Annotated in this window: 13 protein-coding genes; 10 read left to right on the plus strand and 3 right to left on the minus strand. The window is 61.3% G+C overall.

What is annotated here, in order from left to right:
• Both OQZ28_RS15930 and OQZ28_RS15935 read left to right on the plus strand, forming a co-directional pair.
• A partial coding sequence (locus OQZ28_RS15930; protein WP_217420532.1) for a hypothetical protein occupies positions 1-453 on the plus strand: 453 nt, incomplete at its 5' end.
• A 216-nt stretch (positions 454-669) separates the two neighbouring features.
• Entirely contained in the window at positions 670-1,215 is a 546-nt protein-coding gene (locus OQZ28_RS15935; RefSeq protein WP_019092497.1) for a helix-turn-helix domain-containing protein, read from the plus strand.
• Positions 1,216-1,236: 21 nt separating this feature from the next.
• Here OQZ28_RS15935 and OQZ28_RS15940 read toward each other — a convergent pair whose 3' ends face one another.
• From OQZ28_RS15940 to OQZ28_RS15950, 3 genes are all read right to left on the minus strand, one after another.
• A complete protein-coding gene (locus OQZ28_RS15940; protein ID WP_019092496.1) occupies positions 1,237-1,605 on the minus strand; it encodes a DUF488 domain-containing protein in 369 nt (122 codons plus the stop codon).
• A gap of 2 nt (positions 1,606-1,607) precedes the next feature.
• Positions 1,608-2,816: an NO-inducible flavohemoprotein gene (gene hmpA / locus OQZ28_RS15945; RefSeq protein ID WP_130732827.1), complete on the minus strand. Its 1,209-nt coding sequence runs from the start codon at positions 2,814-2,816 to the stop codon at positions 1,608-1,610.
• Positions 2,817-3,037: 221 nt separating this feature from the next.
• Positions 3,038-3,226, minus strand: coding sequence for a hypothetical protein (locus OQZ28_RS15950; RefSeq protein WP_019092494.1), 189 nt, complete (start codon positions 3,224-3,226; stop codon positions 3,038-3,040).
• Positions 3,227-3,687: 461 nt separating this feature from the next.
• On the opposite strand from OQZ28_RS15950, the gene OQZ28_RS15955 reads away from it, so the two are divergent.
• From OQZ28_RS15955 to OQZ28_RS15990, 8 genes are all read left to right on the plus strand, one after another.
• Entirely contained in the window at positions 3,688-4,908 is a 1,221-nt protein-coding gene (locus tag OQZ28_RS15955; protein ID WP_053323963.1) for a nitrate/nitrite transporter, read from the plus strand.
• Positions 4,909-4,930: 22 nt separating this feature from the next.
• Positions 4,931-6,571, plus strand: a complete 1,641-nt coding sequence (locus tag OQZ28_RS15960; RefSeq protein ID WP_159264406.1) for an alginate export family protein — start codon at positions 4,931-4,933, stop codon at positions 6,569-6,571.
• Between the two features lie 29 nt (positions 6,572-6,600).
• Positions 6,601-9,498: a nitrite reductase large subunit NirB gene (gene nirB / locus OQZ28_RS15965; protein ID WP_053323960.1), complete on the plus strand. Its 2,898-nt coding sequence runs from the start codon at positions 6,601-6,603 to the stop codon at positions 9,496-9,498.
• A 4-nt stretch (positions 9,499-9,502) separates the two neighbouring features.
• Entirely contained in the window at positions 9,503-13,480 is a 3,978-nt protein-coding gene (locus tag OQZ28_RS15970; RefSeq protein WP_217420456.1) for a bifunctional nitrate reductase/sulfite reductase flavoprotein subunit alpha, read from the plus strand.
• On the plus strand, positions 13,480-14,091 hold the full coding sequence (locus OQZ28_RS15975) for an ANTAR domain-containing response regulator (RefSeq protein ID WP_010515344.1): 612 nt from the start codon (positions 13,480-13,482) through the stop codon (positions 14,089-14,091). The genes OQZ28_RS15970 and OQZ28_RS15975 overlap by 1 nt, the downstream gene beginning before the upstream one ends.
• Positions 14,088-15,083, plus strand: coding sequence for an ABC transporter substrate-binding protein (locus OQZ28_RS15980; protein WP_019092084.1), 996 nt, complete (start codon positions 14,088-14,090; stop codon positions 15,081-15,083). Before OQZ28_RS15975 ends, OQZ28_RS15980 begins: the two co-directional genes overlap by 4 nt.
• 21 nt (positions 15,084-15,104) lie before the next feature.
• Positions 15,105-15,563 carry a nitrate reductase associated protein gene (locus OQZ28_RS15985; RefSeq protein ID WP_026019823.1) on the plus strand — a complete coding sequence of 153 codons (459 nt, stop codon included), beginning with the start codon at positions 15,105-15,107 and terminating at the stop codon, positions 15,561-15,563.
• A gap of 436 nt (positions 15,564-15,999) precedes the next feature.
• Positions 16,000-16,467 (plus strand): hypothetical protein, encoded by a 468-nt coding sequence (locus tag OQZ28_RS15990; RefSeq protein ID WP_010516903.1) that lies wholly within the window; start codon positions 16,000-16,002, stop codon positions 16,465-16,467.
• Positions 16,468-16,651 lie beyond the last annotated feature (184 nt).

Below are 16,651 nucleotides of genomic sequence, written 5' to 3' on the forward strand. Positions count from 1 at the left end.
GCGCCCTTGCCAGAGATTCCAGTTCCTGACGCTCCAATGCCGTCAGTTCAATCGCAACCGCTACACGTCCCATTCGATTACCCCTGCCATCAGGATAATCATATAAACTTCTCGATCAGGACACTAGAGCTTTTTAAGAGCAGATTTGTTTTTCTGGTTTGCCGCAGAGATGATGTTCAGAGCGTGTTCTATGCCCGCGGCATTTCCATCTTCTTTCGCCATTTCCAAAAGCACGCTTTGCATATCTGGTTCACGAGCGGCTTCGACAGAATCGAATTCGATCAGGCGGTGTTTGTTCATCCGATCATCCCTTTTTCGGAAGGGCGCACTTACACAAACTTTCGTTTGCCGTGCGCCGGTTTGGTGCCAAATCCAGAAGGGCGCACTTATACAAACTTTTGGTTTGTCGTGCGGAGCGCGGAAATCTCACGAATTTCCAGCGGCCAAGGCTGAGCCTTAGCGATCCCCGAATGAAGGTTCGGCAAGGTTGCTTTTTTTCGGGAAAGGGCGAAAGGTAGGCCCCAGAAACGGCGAAAGGCCGGAGCGCGAACTCCGACCTTTCAGCTTGACCCGCCAGTACAAGTGGACGGGCCAGCTTTCCGAGAGAACGATAGCCCAAACTGGGTGGTTCCCTCAAGAGAAAATGGTCAGTCCGAGTGAGGATAGACAATGACCATCGCTTCCAAGACTTCCCGCCCCCTGACAAAATGGCAGATCATTCGTCGGTTTCAGGCCGTGCTTCGGCGTTTCCGTTCGGAAGGTAAGCTAACGCTTGGCGAGGCTCATGCGCTGGCTGTTTTGCCAGAATTCATGGGCGACGATGGGGCCATGTTTCCCAGCCATGAGGCGATGGCCGAGAAGTCTGGGGCCTGTCGTCGAACCGTTATCAATGCCCTGAACCGAGCGTATGCCCTGGGCATTGTGAAGCACACGCCGCGCTACGTGTATGACCAGGCCCTGGGAAAGCGCGTCAGGACATCAAACGCCTACGAGATCGTCCTTTCTGCGCTTCATCAGGTGGCACAGGCCGCGCGTTTCCTCATGCGGAGCGTCAGGAACCACCTAAGTGCAAGACCTGCACACGAACGTCCCTTGTCTTCTCATCAACCTCGAGACATGAAAACCGGGAACTCTTCATTTTGGGTGGATACAAAATGGGGAGCACGTCAACCCGCGACCATTCGGGTCGAAGGGATATGCCTTCTGCCGTGCTGACACAGGAAATGGCGGTATCGTTCAGCACGCGTGGTCCAGCAGGCGATGAAGGTAGGCGGCCAGTACAACCGCCTCGTTATGCTGCGTGTCACGCGCGCCATACAGCAGGGTGATGGGACCGGCGCGCGCCATGTCCAGCAACTGCTGCACCGGATTGGGATTGGCCTGCAGTTCCGCGCTGTAGCGTTCCTGAAACCCGTCCCACCGGGCCGGGTCATGCCCGAACCATTGCCGCAGTCCGGTGCTGGGCGCGATATCTTTCAGCCACAGCGTCAGGTCAGCGCGCTGTTTGCTGACCCCACGGGGCCACAGCCGGTCCACCAGCACGCGGCTGCCATCATCGGGTGCGGGCGGGTCATAAACCCGCCTGACATGGATGGGGTGCGCCATGCCTATCCGACCAGGGCCGCATCCGCCGCGGAACCGAAGAATTCGAAACGGATCTGGCTTTCGGGCACGCCACCCGCCTTCAGCGTGGCGATGGCATCACGCATGAAGCTGTCGGGACCGCAGATATAATAGCTCGCGGACCGGTCGATTTCGTGCGTAAGCCATGCTGGTGTCATGCGGCCTGCGTGAGTGGTGACGCCTGTGGCGTCCTGTGCTGCCTGCGGTGTAGCGCGGCTGTAGAACAGATCGGCGCGCAGCATGCCCTTTGCGGCAAGGTCGCGGATATAGGGGCCAAAGGCTTCCGTTGCGGGCGTACGGGTGGTGTGGATGTAACGCACGCCCGTGGCCGCAGCCGCATCCAGCGCGCCCAGCATGGAAATGAATGGCGTCAGGCCAGAACCCGCGCTGAGGAATACGATGGGTGCGGGGGCCGGGTTGCCCAGCGTGAAATCACCCGCCGGAGCGGAAACCTGCAGCACCGTGCCCTCTTGCACGCTGTCATGCAGCCAGTCGGATACCACGCCATTGTCGATGCGACGGACGCTGATGCGGTAGGACTGTGAACCGGGTGCGGAAGAAATGCTGTAATTCCGCCGTTCCGAGCCATATCCCGGCACGTCGAGGCGGAAGCTGAGATACTGCCCCGGCACATGGCGCATGACGGGCTTGCCATCGACGGGCGCCAGTTCGAAGGAGGTAACGGTCTCACTTTCCACCGTGCGGCGGCTGACACGGAAGGGACGCCAGCCAACCCAGCCACCGGGGGCCGCGGCATGGGCCACGTAAATCTGTTCTTCCCGCCCGATCAGGATTTCAGCCAGGAACCAGTAGGCCTTGCCCCACGCATCCATGATATCGGGGGTTGCCGCATCCCCCAGAACATGGGCGATGGCGCCCAGCAGGGCATCGGCAACATAAGGATAGTGCTCGGGCAGGATGTTCAGCCCGACATGCTTTTCCGCAATGCGTTCGACCGCACCGGCCATGGCACCAAGGTTGTCGATATTGCGGGCATAGGCCAGCACTGCAAGCGCCAGTGCCTTTGGCTGTTCCCCGTCCTTCTGGTGCGAAATGTTGAACAGATCGCGAATATCTGGATTGGCCAGCAGGCGGCGATACATTTCCGTCGTTATCGCCAGACCATGTGCTTCCAGCGCGGGCACGCAGGCCTTGATGATGCTGCGGGTCTTGTCATCCAGAGGTGACGCCATTTTTTCCGATCTTTCTTAAAGATATATATTTAGGAATATCTTTCTGGATGTCTTTAAAGATGTCAATATTTTATACCTTTATGGCCACGCATACCTTTTATGCATGGGTCGTTTTGTTGGGTGGTCCGAAAACATCTGCATAATCTCGTACGCGGTGCTCCAGTGCCCAGCGTATCGGGAACATGCTCCATCCGTTTCCCACTCAGCGGCATGAAGCCTGCTTACAGGTTGATGGCCTGATGCCGTCCGCATAATCCTTGCAGCAGGGTGATTTCAAATGACCGGCCAGCCAGTGGGCACAAGCGGGAGTATTCGTGGACCGCGACGGTGTGCAGGAACGGATCTTGGGACGTAAATCCAAGCCAGCGGAAGTGCATGGCGTTCTTGGTTTCGGGGATCGGTCCAACCATGCGCCCATATGTTGCCTTGCTTGAAGGTGGCGGCGGCATGGGTGTCCGATCGGCCACTTACGCGGTGGCGAAGCGCTCCCGGAATGCACGCTCCAACGACCGGGCGATTGTGCCAGTGGTATCTACGCAAAAACCGTCTCGCCGGTCATTGCGATCCCCTGCCACGATCTTTTATGCAATGTCTCGAAATTGCGCGGTTTGGCAGGTATCTTTTCTGGGACGACGGCTTTGGCTCATATGATTCTGCCATGACAACACGAGAAAAATGTTTTGACATCGCATTGTTCCGCGTGCAATTAAATACCAGACAGGTTTCCTGAAAGACGCGTTCATCAATGGCGGTGAACGACGTGGAAATGGCACAAACAATCACGACGACACCCGGACGGCCAACGATGGTCTCCGTGCCTGAATAAAGGCGTCTCCGTCACACCTGATGGATGGGGACTGGATGCGATGACGTGGACACAGGATTCCTCAAAGCCGGAAACCCGCGTACCCTTCTTGCGGCGTTCCTGTATTTCGATGTCTCGTTCATGGTGTGGGTCCTGCTTGGCCCGCTGGGCATTTCGATTGCTCACGACCTGCATCTGAATGCCGGTCAGAAGGGCCTGCTGGTCGCGACCCCGGTTCTGGCAGGTGCGCTTTTGCGTGTACTCGCCGGCGCGCTGGTCGATCATTTCGGGCCGCGACGGGTCGCGATTGGCGCCCAGATTCTTGTCATCGCCGGGCTGTTCCTGACATGGCTGATCGCGCCACACAGCTATGGCGCACTGTTCGGGGTTGCACTTGTGCTGGGCGTCGCCGGGGCGTCGTTCGCGATTGCGCTGCCGCTGGCCTCCGCATGGTATCCGCCACAATATCAGGGCACGGCGCTGGGAATTGCCGGGGCCGGCAATTCCGGCACGGCGCTTGCCTCGCTGTTTGCACCTGGCCTGGCCGTGCTTTATGGCTGGGTCAATGTGCTGGGGCTGGCAACGCTGCCACTGACCGCCGTGCTGGTCGCCTTTATATTTCTGGCCAGTGAACCGCCGCAGCGTCGCTCCAGTGGCGGTCTGCTGACGTGGCTGCCCGTCCTGCGCAGCGGCGACTGCTGGCTGCTGATGTTCTTTTATGGCGTGACATTCGGCGGTTTTGTGGGGCTTGCCTCGTTCCTGACCATCTATTTCAACGACCAGTACGGCCTGCCGCCTGCCATTGCCGGAAGCTGTACGGCGCTGGTCGTGTTTGTCGGGTCCTTCGTGCGTCCTCTGGGGGGCGCCATGGCCGACCGGATCGGCGGCGAACGCGCCCTGAGCATCCTGTTCGCGCTTGCTGTCGCCATCTTTGCCGTGATCGGGTTCGGCCTGCCCACGATCTGGCTGGCCTTCCCGGCTTTTTTCCTGGGCATGCTCGTGCTGGGTCTGGGCAATGGCGCGGTCTTCCAGCTTGTGCCCACACGTTTCCCCAGCCGCGTCGGTATCCTGACCGGGCTGGTGGGCATGAGCGGCGGGGTTGGCGGGTTCTATCTGGCGTCATCACTCGGAGCCGCGCGACAGGCTACGGGGTCCTACGGTCCCGGCTTCCTGGGCTTTGCCTCGGTTACGCTGGTGGCGTTTGCCTGTGTTGGCGTGTGCCGTCGCCGCTGGGCGGCTGAACGGCCCCGGATGTCGGCTGAAGCCGATGCGACCGCCTCTTCATAATATCAGATCAGGAACGTATCCCGTGACCTGTATTTCCGACGCGCTCCGGCCCGCTTCGCTTACGGTCGGCTTCACCACCGTTCTTGCCAGCCTGTGTACCGGCCATGCGGCCCTTGCCGACACGGCACCCGCCGCGGGTGTCACGGCAACCGGTATCCGCCCGACCTCGTCCCGTCCACCTGAGAAGGCGGCCATCCACCACGTGACACTGCCACACAGCCCCGACTGGGGGGCATTCAATGCCGGAAAAGGGGCCGCGGCCGGTTTCGGGACCGTTGGTGGTTTCGGACAGGCGCGCTGGGCCGAGGACTGGAGCGACATTGTCAATACGCCACCTGAACAGCGCCGGAACGACTGGTTCAACCGCCTGAAATATATTCCCCTGACGGACAAGGGCGATATCTGGCTGTCCATTAGTGGGGAGGAACGGCTACGCTACGCCTTTGAAAACCAGCCGCAGATGGGAACCGCGGGCAAGACCAACGCCAGCCGCGTACTACTGCGCAGCCAGTATGGTGCCGACCTGCACCTGGGTGAACATGTCCGCGCCTATGCCGAGTTCCTGTGGGGCGACGCCGGGGGATCGAATTATTATGGCTACCAGACCGGGGTGCAGCGCGAACGGCTGGATCTCCAGCAGGGCATTCTGGAGGTAAAAGGCAGGATGCTGGGCGCACGGATGGGCGTGATCGGCGGTCGCCAGATCTTTCTCGATGCCCCTGTCACCATGCAGTCCGCACGCGACCTGACCAACGCACAGCAGTCATGGGATGGATTCCGTGGCTATGCGGTGTGGAAATCCTTCCGGCTGGACCTGTTTGACTTCATGCAGACCAACAAGCTGCCGCGCAATGTCTTTGCCGACGGCACGAACTACAACGCCCGGATGTATGGGATCTATACGTCCACGGCACTGCCGAAGTTTTCGGTCATGGGACAGAAAAGCCAGGTTTTTGCTGATGTGTTCTTCATTGGCTACCTGTTCAACGGTGCATCGGCGGCGCTGGCCACCACAACGGGCACGCAGGCCGGATCGACCCGCCGCGACAATATCGGTGCACGCATGTGGGGGAATGTCGGCCCCTTCGATATCAGCCTGACGGGCGTGTTCCAGGGCGGCGAATTCCGTCCCGCCAGCGGGGGCGCAACACGCGCAGTGCGCGCCTATGCCGTTAACGGGACATTGGGATGGACGGCAAAAAGCCTGAAGGCAAAACCGTCCATCGCATTGCAGGGCGACCTGTTTTCAGGCGGGTCCTACCATAGTCAGGATGGCGCGGTCGGCACATTTGCTACGCCCTATTTCCCGCTGCCGTATTATAATGACGTGACACTGGCCCTGACATCGCAGAACCTCGTCGGCATCGGGCCGGTCATTACGGCAGCGCCACTGGCGAACCTGCGTCTCAAGCTGCATGTTCCCGTTTTCTGGCGCGAAAGCACGCAGGATGCAGTGTATGGCACCGGCAAGATCTATAGCTGGCGCAACGGGCTTTTGGGCGGGTTCATTGGCACCACGCCCCAGACACAGCTTGCGTGGAATTTCGCGCCCCACTGGACATGGACGCACGATATCGCAGGCTTCGTCGCATCGCAGGGGATGCACCGTGCGGGGGCGAAGGACGGGGCATTCTACATGCAGACCATGGAATTCAAATTCTGACAGCCGATTGTACGATAGGGGAAACGAACATGACCGGAACGCGAAACATCGTCATCATCGGCAACGGTATGGTTGGCCATTACTGTGCCGAACAACTTGTGGCGCATGGTCTGCATGAGGACTGCGCGATTCACATTTTTGGTGACGAACTTCACGATGCCTATGACCGTGTGCACCTGACCGAATATATGAGCGGACGCGACGCGCTGGCGCTGCGCCTGCATGTGGATGATTTCCATACCCACCACGGCCTGACCCTGCACCGTGGCGTCAGGGTGACCCGCATCGACCGCGCGGCCCGGATGGTGGAAAGCGCCGAAGGCCCGCTACCTTACGACACGTTGATCCTTGCCACTGGTTCCACGCCGTTCGTGCCGCCGGTTCCGGGCAATACAGGCACAGCGGGGCTGGTCTATCGCACGCTGGATGACCTTGACATGATCCGGGCTGCAGCAGAGGGCGCATCGCACGGCGTGGTCATTGGCGGCGGCCTGCTGGGGCTGGAGGCAGCCAATGCGCTGTCGGGGCTGGGCCTGTCCACGGCCGTTGTGGAATTCGCGCCGCGCCTCATGCCCGTGCAGCTTGATGATGATGGTGGTCAGGCCCTGAAGCAGCGGATCGAGGCACTGGGGATCGAAGTGCTTACATCCCATGCCACGCAGCAGATCACCGCGGGCGAGACACATCGTCACCGCCTTGTCTTTGCCGATGGTACATTCCTTGAAACCGATCTGGTGGTCTTTTCCGCAGGCATCCGCGCGCAGGATAAGCTGGCACGTGACTGCGGGCTTGCCATCGGTCCGCGCGGCGGTGTTGTGATCGACGGGCAATGCCGTACGTCCGACCCGGCAATCTACGCAATCGGGGAATGCGCGTGCTGGAACGGGCAGGTTTTTGGCCTGGTGGCACCGGGCTACACCATGGCGCGCACGCTCGCATCCACCCTGGCGGGAGAAGAAGCTGCCTTTACCGGTGCGGACATGTCCACCAAGCTCAAGCTGCTGGGTGTGGATGTCGGCTCGATTGGCGATGCGCATGGCGCGACACCGGGTAGTCGGAGCTACCGTTTCATCGGGGAAGTGGACGGATCCTACCGCCGCCTTGTGCTCTCGGATGATGGCAGTCGTGTGATCGGGGCCGTGCTGGTGGGGGATAACGCCTATTACGACACGATCGTGCAATATGTACAGAACGCCATCAAACCCCCGGCGGACCCCGCGGCCCTGATCCTGCCGCGTGGGGAGGGAGCGGACCTGCTGGGCGCTGACGCGCTGCCCGATACGGCCATGATCTGTTCGTGCCACAACGTGACGAAAGGGGCGATCTGCACCGCCATTGAAGGCGGCTGTACGGATATTGCCGCCCTGAAGCAGTACACAAAGGCCAGTACCGGCTGCGGCGGGTGTTCGGGCCTGCTCAAGAACGTGTTCGAGACCGAACTCGAAGCGCGCGGCATTGCGGTGGACCACAGCCTGTGCGAACATTTCTCCTACACGCGGCAGGAACTGTACTCGCTTGTCCGTGTGCATGGAATCCAGACTTTTGAAGACCTGATGACGCAATACGGCAATGGTGGCCTGGGCTGCGATATCTGCAAGCCCGCTGTCGGTTCCATCCTGGCATCGGCGTGGAACAAGCCGATTACGGACCCGCTCTATATTCCGCTGCAGGACACGAACGACACGTTCATGGCCAACATGCAGAAAAACGGCACCTATTCGGTCGTACCCCGCATTGCGGGCGGTGAGATCACACCGGACAAGCTGATTGTCCTGGGCCAGGTAGCAAAGAAATACGGTCTCTATACCAAGATCACTGGCGGCCAGCGTATCGATCTGTTCGGTGCGCAACTGGACCAGTTGCCCGATATCTGGGCTGAACTGCTGGAAGCAGGCTTCGAGACCGGGCAGGCCTATGGCAAGTCCACCCGGACCGTAAAGTCCTGTGTTGGCAGCACATGGTGCCGCTATGGCGTGCAGGACAGTGTGGGCAAGGCGCTGGATCTGGAAAACCGTTACAAGGGCCTGCGTTCGCCGCACAAGCTCAAATTCGCCGTGTCCGGCTGCACCCGCGAATGTGCCGAGGCACAGAGCAAGGATGTGGGGGTGATCGCAACCGAGAATGGGTGGAATCTTTACGTTTGCGGCAATGGCGGCATGCGCCCGCGCCATGCGGAACTGTTCGCGACTGATCTCGATGCACAGACGCTGGTGAAATACATCGACCGTTTCCTGATGTTCTATATCCGGACAGCGGACAAGCTGCAGCGTACCTCGGTCTGGCGTGAAAATCTTGAAGGCGGGCTGGATTACCTCAAGGATGTCATCATCAACGACAGCCTTGGCATCTGCGCGGAACTGGAACGGCAGATGCAGATGGTGGTGGACCACTATCACTGCGAGTGGCGCGACGCGCTGACGGACCGTGAAAAACTCAAGCGGTTCCGCACCTTCGTCAATGACAGCCGCCCCGACCCGAACATCCGCACCATTCCCGAGCGCGATCAGGTCCGTCCGGCCGAAAACCTGCCCGAAACCGTAGCATCAGCCGGCCCGCATGACTGGACCGAACTGTGCGGACTTGATGACCTGGTGGCAAAATCAGGTGTCGTAGCCTGGCATGACGGAAGCCAGATTGCCCTGTTCTACCTACCTGCAACGCAGGGCGTGCCCGCCCGGGTCTATGCGATCGACAACCATGATCCGTTTTCAAACGCCAATGTAATCGGGCGCGGCATCATGGGCGACCTGAAGGGACAGGTGGTGGTGGCCTCCCCGCTCTACAAACAGCATTTCCGTCTGGAAGATGGACAGTGCCTGGAGGATCCCGCCGTCCGGCTGCGGACATGGGACGCCCGCGTGGAAAACGGGAAAGTGGCGATCCGGGCCCGGACGGCTACAGCCACGCCGGAACCCATTCCGGCCTGATCCCATGGCGCGGGAGGACATCCGCACGGTCTGCCCCTATTGCGGGGTGGGCTGTGGGGTCATACTGGAGGTGGAGAACGGCCGTATTGCAAAAGTGCGGGGCGATGGCGCGCACCCCGCGAATGGCGGCCGCCTGTGTACCAAGGGCAGTTCGTGCGACCGGCCGCTCCTGTCCGACCAGCGCCTGCGCCATGCCGCCATCCGCCCCCGGCGCAGGGAACAGGCCGCACCTGCGGGCGTGCAGCAGGCCATCGACGCCACGGCGGCACGTCTGCGCGCCATCCTTGATGAACATGGACCCGACGCCATCGCCTTTTACGTTTCGGGGCAGATGTCGCTGGAAGCACAGTACCTGATCAACAAGCTGGCCAAGGGGTTTGTCCGCACCCAGCATATTGAATCCAATTCCCGCCTGTGCATGGCCGCCGCAGGCACCGGCTACAAGCTGTCGCTTGGCGCCGACGCCCCGCCGGGCAGTTATGAGGATTTCGACTGCACTGACCTGTTTTTCGTCATTGGCGCCAACATGGCCGACTGTCACCCGATCCTATTCCTGCGGCTGATGGACCGCAAGCGGGCAGGGGCGCGCCTGATCGTGGTTGACCCACGCCAGACGGCCACGGCGGAAAAGGCCGACCTGTACCTACCCATCCGTCCCGGCACGGATCTGGCGCTGCTCAACGGCCTGCTGCACCTTCTGGTCCAGAACGATGCGATCGACAGGGAATTCATCGCCCGGAACACGACAGGGTGGGAGACGATGGAACCCTTTCTGGATGACTACGCCCCCCCGACCGTGGCCGAAATTACCGGCCTGCCGGTCGAGGACATCCTGACCGCCGCGCGCTGGATCGCGGAGGCCGGGGAGTGGATGAGCCTGTGGACCATGGGCCTGAACCAGAGCGTTGCCGGGACATGGAACACCAACGCGCTGTGCAACCTCCACCTTGCCACCGGCGCCATCTGCCGCCCCGGCAGCGGGCCGTTTTCACTGACCGGACAGCCCAACGCCATGGGTGGGCGTGAAATGGGCTATATGGGGCCGGGCCTGCCGGGGCAGCGCAGCGCACTGGTGGCGGCGGACCGCGCCTTTACCGAAGAACAGTGGGCGCTACCCCCCGGCACCCTGCGCGACACCGGGGGCAATGGCGTGATTGCCATGTTCGAGGCGATGGAACGCGGTGACATCCGGGCATGCTGGGTCATCTGCACCAACCCCGTCGCCACCGTTGCCAATCGCCGCCATGTGGTCCGGGCGCTGGTAGCCGCGGAATGCGTGATCGTGCAGGATGCGTTCGCGGATAGCGAGACGACGCGCTTTGCCGATATCGTGCTGCCCGCCGCCCTGTGGGCCGAAGGGGACGGCGTGCAGGTCAATTCCGACCGTACCATGACCCTTGCGCGCAAGGCGGTCCCACCGCCGGGCGAGGCGCTGCCCGATTGGGACATCATCGCCCGCGTGGCGCGCGCCATGGGGTATGGGAAGGATTTCGCCTTCACATCCGCCGCCGAAGTGTTTGCCGAGGCCAGCCGGTTCAGCAACCCCAAAACCGGCTATGACATCGCGGGCGTCAGCCACGCGCGGCTGCGCAACGGACCGGTGCAGTGGCCCGCGCCCGCAGGCGACATGCAGGACCGGCATCCGATCCGTTACCTGTCTCCTGACGGGACCGGCCCCGTCTTCGCCACGCCAGACGGGAAGGGGGTCTTTTTTGCCCGTCCATGGATGCGGCCCGACGAATGGCCGGATGAGGAATTCCCCTTCGTGCTGAACAGTGGCAGGCTGCAGCACCAGTGGCATACGCTGACCAAGACCGGGCGCGTGGACAGCCTGAACCGCCTGAATCCCGGCCCCTTTGTGGAAATTGCCCCGCCCGATGCCCATGCGCTTGGGCTGTTAAAGGATGATCGCGTAAAAATCACGTCACGCCGGGGGCGGATCGTCCTGCCGGTCCAGATCTCCGCGCGGGTACGGCCCGGCACCTGCTTTGCCCCGTTCCACTGGAATGACCGTTTCGGGCCGGATCTGACGGTCAATTCCCTCACACCGGACGCAGTTGACCCGATTTCGCTGCAACCCGGCTTCAAACTCTGCGCGGTGGCGCTGGAACGGGTGGAACAGGCCGCACGCCCGGCCGCCGATGATGTGGAACCAGTCAGGAAAGGAGAGGCCGCCATGATGCTGCGCGCCCTTACCAGCCATCTCGGTCTGGAGCGACCGGACCAGTCCGTTGCCGCAACCCTGCCCGAGGAGGGACGGGCATGGCTGTCCGGGTTCCTTGACGGGCTGGAAATGGCCCCGCCGGGCGTGGGCGAGGTACCCGTGCTGCCCGCATCGGCACCTCTGCCGGCACAGGCGCGCGCCCGTATCAGCGGTATTTTTGCAGGCTTGTACAGCCGCATGCAGCCGGGTGAAGGCGGCGGGACCATGCCGGCGCCTGCGGCCGCCACGCCGGGTATCAGCGTATGGTGGGCATCCCAGACCGGGCGGGCGGAAGGACTGGCAGCCACGATCGTTGGCTGGCTGCGCGAAGCCGGCCACGCGGCGGAAGGAAAATGCCTTGATGCATTTGATGTAAACATCACCGCCGCAGGGCCGGCGCTGTTCGTGGTATCCACCTTCGGTGACGGAGACCCGCCAGACTGCGCCGCTCCGTTCTGGGACATGCTGCGTGAACGCCAGGCCCCCATGCCCGGCCTGATATTTGCCGTGCTGGCACTGGGGGATTCCTCGTATGCCAGTTTCTGCGGTTTCGGCCGTGCGCTGGACGGACGCCTGCGGGAACTGGGGGCAACGCCATTCGTGGAACGCGTGGACTGCGAGCCGGATTTCGAGGATACGGTCGAGACGTGGCGGACAACCATGCTTACGGCCCTTGCGCAGGTCGCAACCGGTGGGCAGGTTGCCCCGCCCGCGCCGGTGGAAGCACCATCGCCCCCGGTTTCCGGCACGCGGGAGGCCCCGGTCATGGCCCGGCTGTCCATCAACGAGCGCCTGTGCGCCGCAGGGTGCGACAGGGATACGCGGCGCATCGGCCTGGATGTGAGTGGAACGGAACTGAACTGGCTCCCCGGCGATGCGCTGGGCATATGGCCCAGCAACCCGGCGGTCCATGTGCAGGCGGCCCTGCGCGCGCTGCGCCTGCCGGAAGAGACGCCCGTCGTGCTGCGCGGCTGCGGAACGGTGGGGCTGCGCGAAGCCCTTACGCGCCACCTTGACCTGAGCCGCCCCAACCCGGCCATGCTGGAAGCACTGGGTGGTTGTGCGCCGGGTTTCCTGCCCCACCTGCTGAACGATGCAGTGCTGTCGGTCACGGCGCAGGACATACCAAGCCTGTTCCGGCGCATGCAGCCGCGGCTTTACTCGATCGCCTCCTCGCCACAGGCATCCGGGCGGGTGGTGGAATTGACAATGGGGGTCAGCCTTACGCCATGGCCGGGCATATGCTCGAACTGGCTGGCGGGGCTGGAAGCGGGGGCGGACGTGCCGGTTTTCATCCAGCCCACCACGCATTTCCGGCTGCCGGCAGATGATGCCGCCGCCATGATCATGATCGGCCCCGGTACCGGCATTGCGCCATTCCGGGGGTTCCTGCAGGAACGCGCGGCACGGCAGGCTTCGGGCCGGAACTGGCTGTTTTTCGGAGAACGCCACGCGGCGGAAGGCTTCTACTATCATGATGAACTGGACGCCTACCTGTCAAACGGGGTGCTGACGCGCCTTGATACCGCCTTTTCACGTGACCAGCCCGAGAGGGTGTACGTGCAGGACCGGATGGAAGCCGCAGGCAGCGAATTGAGGGACTGGCTGCGCGATGGAGCTTATATCTATGTATGCGGTGATGCGACCCGCATGGCGCGGGATGTCGATGCGGCACTGCGCCGGATCGTGGCCCGTCACGGTGACCTGTCATCTGGCGATGCGGATGCATTCGTAAGCAACCTGACACGCGAAGGCCGCTATCTGCGTGATGTGTACTGATGTGTGAGGACATGGTGCCCGGCACGCGCCTGAGGGTGCTGGTCGCGGACGAAAACCCCCGCAGGGGCCATGCCCTGTCGGAGACGTTGCACGCCGATGCGTCGCTGGATGTCCTGACCGTTCCCCCCGGCACGGCGCTGGTCGATGCCGTGCGGGCCTGTCGGCCCGATGTCGTGCTGGTTGACATGAACAGGGCCGACCGTGACGCGCTGGACAGTATTCGCGCCCTGTCCTGTTCGGCACAGGAACGACCGGTCGCCCTGTTTGTGGATGAGGACGATGTGGAACTGATGGAAACGGCCTTTGATACGGGCATATGTTCCTACAACGTGCTTGAGGCACTACCCCGTGATGTAAAGCCGCTGCTGCGTGCCGCCATCGCGCTGTATGCCCGCTTTCGCCGCACACGCGATGAACTGACCGAAGCGCAGCGTGTGCTTGCCGAGCGTAGGATTATCGAACAGGCCAAGAGATGTTTCATGAAAAATGAAAAAACCAGCGAAGCGCAGGCCTATCGGTGGTTCCAGCGCCGGGCCATGCAGACATCGCGTCGCATCGCAGCCGTCGCCGGGGAGTATCTGGCATCGCAGAAAAAGGATGAGGCATCATGAACACACCGTTACGGATCGGCGTGCTGAAGCTGGCTGACAGCGCACCAGTCATCATGGGGCGGCACCAGGGCATTTTTGCCCGACATGGACTGGAAACCGAGATCGTCGTCTCCCCATCCTGGGCCAACATCGCCGATGGTCTGGCATGGAACCGGCTGGATGCGGCCGTCATTTTCGCGCCGCTGGCCATGATGACCGCGCTCGGGCGGCGCGGGCATGACACGGGGCTACGCCCGCTAGGCCGGATCAGTCGGAGTGGCAACACGATCATGCTGCGTGGCGCCAACCCGGTGGAAGGCACATGGAATGCCGGCTCCCCGGGGCGGCAGGCGTTTGACCTGTGGGCCATGAGCATCGGGAGAAAGCCGCGTATCGCCGTCGTGCATATGTATTCCACCCATCTCCTCATCCTCCGGCGTTTCCTGAAGATGATCGATGTCAGCATGGAGGATGAAATCGACCTCTCTGTCATGCCCCCGACCGACATGATCCATGCGCTGGCGGAAAACGCGATTGATGGCGGCTGTGTCGGTCCGCCATGGGGCACGGAGGCAGAACAACGCGGACTTGCCTTTCGCGTGGGCGGATCCGCCACCGTCCTGCCCGACCATGTTGAAAAGATCATTGTCGCATCGGGGAAACTCCTGTCGTGCGATGCGACGGGTCGCCGCATGTCGCATGCCCTGCGGGACGCGATTGCGTTCTGCCAGCAGCCGGGTCGCCGCGCGGACATCGCACGCGCACTGGCGGCCCCCGTTGCGGATGGCGGGCTGACATTGCCGCTGGCGGCGACGGAGGCCATCCTGCCCGGTGGGGACGCACGCGAATGCGTGACCTTTGCCGGGGGCAGCCTGCTGCCGTCCGACCTTGACTGGATCATAAGCGATATGACGGCGCTGGGGTGGGTGGACAATGCCGAACACCAGATGCTCATGCGCTGGATCGGTCCCGTGCCCGCCGATCCTGCCCCTGCCTGCGCGCGATCACTGTGAACCGTGCGGGGGAGGGAAACCATGCTGTTCAATTTCGAAATGGATTTTACCCTGTCATTACGCTGCGTTCCCATGATCGTGCGCATGAAGCTGGATCTGTGCGGTGTAAAACTGAGCCTGCGCCAGTGGAGCCGTTTTACGCAGCACGACAGGCAGGCACTGGTGGACCGCCCCGCCACCATGCCGCCGGAACGGGCGGCATACCGGTCGTTCCTCCTGCACCTGATCAGGACCCGGGCGGGAGAAGAGCCAAAACTGCTTCCACCGGCCCGGATGGAAGTCTGGCAACTGGCTGTTGGCGTGCCCGATGCGATCACGCTGAAAGCGCAATCCAGTGGGTTGAGGGCACCCACGCCCGAACAGTGGGGACATCTGTCGGTCCTACAGCGCTTCGCGCTCCTTAAGCTTACCAGGCCTGGGCACGAAAATCAGAATTTTGAACCGGCTCTGCGGGAATTTCTCGGTGAGATGTATAATTGAAGCAATTAACTTGAAATATTTATTTTATGAGTTTCTGATTTACGCAGTTCCCATCACGCAATATAAGACGTTTACCTATTTTTTATTTGATGTATGTCGCCTTATATTTTTACAGTGTAGGATCATAACAAGAATCTGGTCTACTAGGATACGTGACCGACAGCAAGATGAGGTTAAAACTATCCAACTTGTTGGCATAAGATTTCTTATGGGACGTTCTTTGGCGTGGAAATTTGAAGTGATGTTCCTTATGGTTCCTCCTAATATCTCATTACGACAAGGCCGACTGCGGGGTTCTCAGGCCATTACCTGCTGTGCTTTTCTGTCCGGTAATGTCAGGTATACGCAGTCTCCGGATGCGAATGCAGTTGACAATCAATGCCCCAGATGCTGTTCCAGTTAGCGTGTTGAAATAAGAGGAATCTGCCCCTCACCTATGACGGATGGCATCGCTCCTGCGGCACGACCCCGGATGGGTCGCTGGCTTGTTGTCGCCATCGTTTTCCTCGGCTTCCTTGGACAGCTGTTCATCCAGAGCCAGACGCTGCCTGATGAGACGCCTCGCCTCACCATCCAGCGACTAACCGGGATAGACATTGCTGCCCCGGTCGAGGCACGATCGTGTAGGACCGCCGACAGCCCTGCCACGCCTGTCGCCATGGCCCATATGCTGCATGTGCATCATGCACAGGCCTGTCACACATCATCTCATCATCACGATGCTTCGTGTCCGTTGTGTCCGCTGCTGCATATCCCCGTCATGCTTCATGGGGATCTCCCATTCCTGCCGTTTGTGGCCATGGCGTGGATATCCATGCGACGCCGTCCGCAGCAGCCACGCGCTCCACCTGTATATGCCATTCGTCTTCTGCCGCCGTTGCGGGGACCGCCCGATATCGACTGAATTCCAGCGCCATGCCGTAACCGGACGCCATTTCGGTTCATTGGCATGGCCGGTGCGCTAGAGCATAATCTGATCTAATAGGTTCATTTTAAGATTCCCATACTGGTCGAAATCTGATTCATACTATGTGCCGGTATGGAGGCCGGCCCGTATGACCCGAGCCCTGTCTGCTGACCTTCGCCGC

The sequence above is a fragment of the Komagataeibacter sp. NFXK3 genome, from assembly GCF_054182245.1.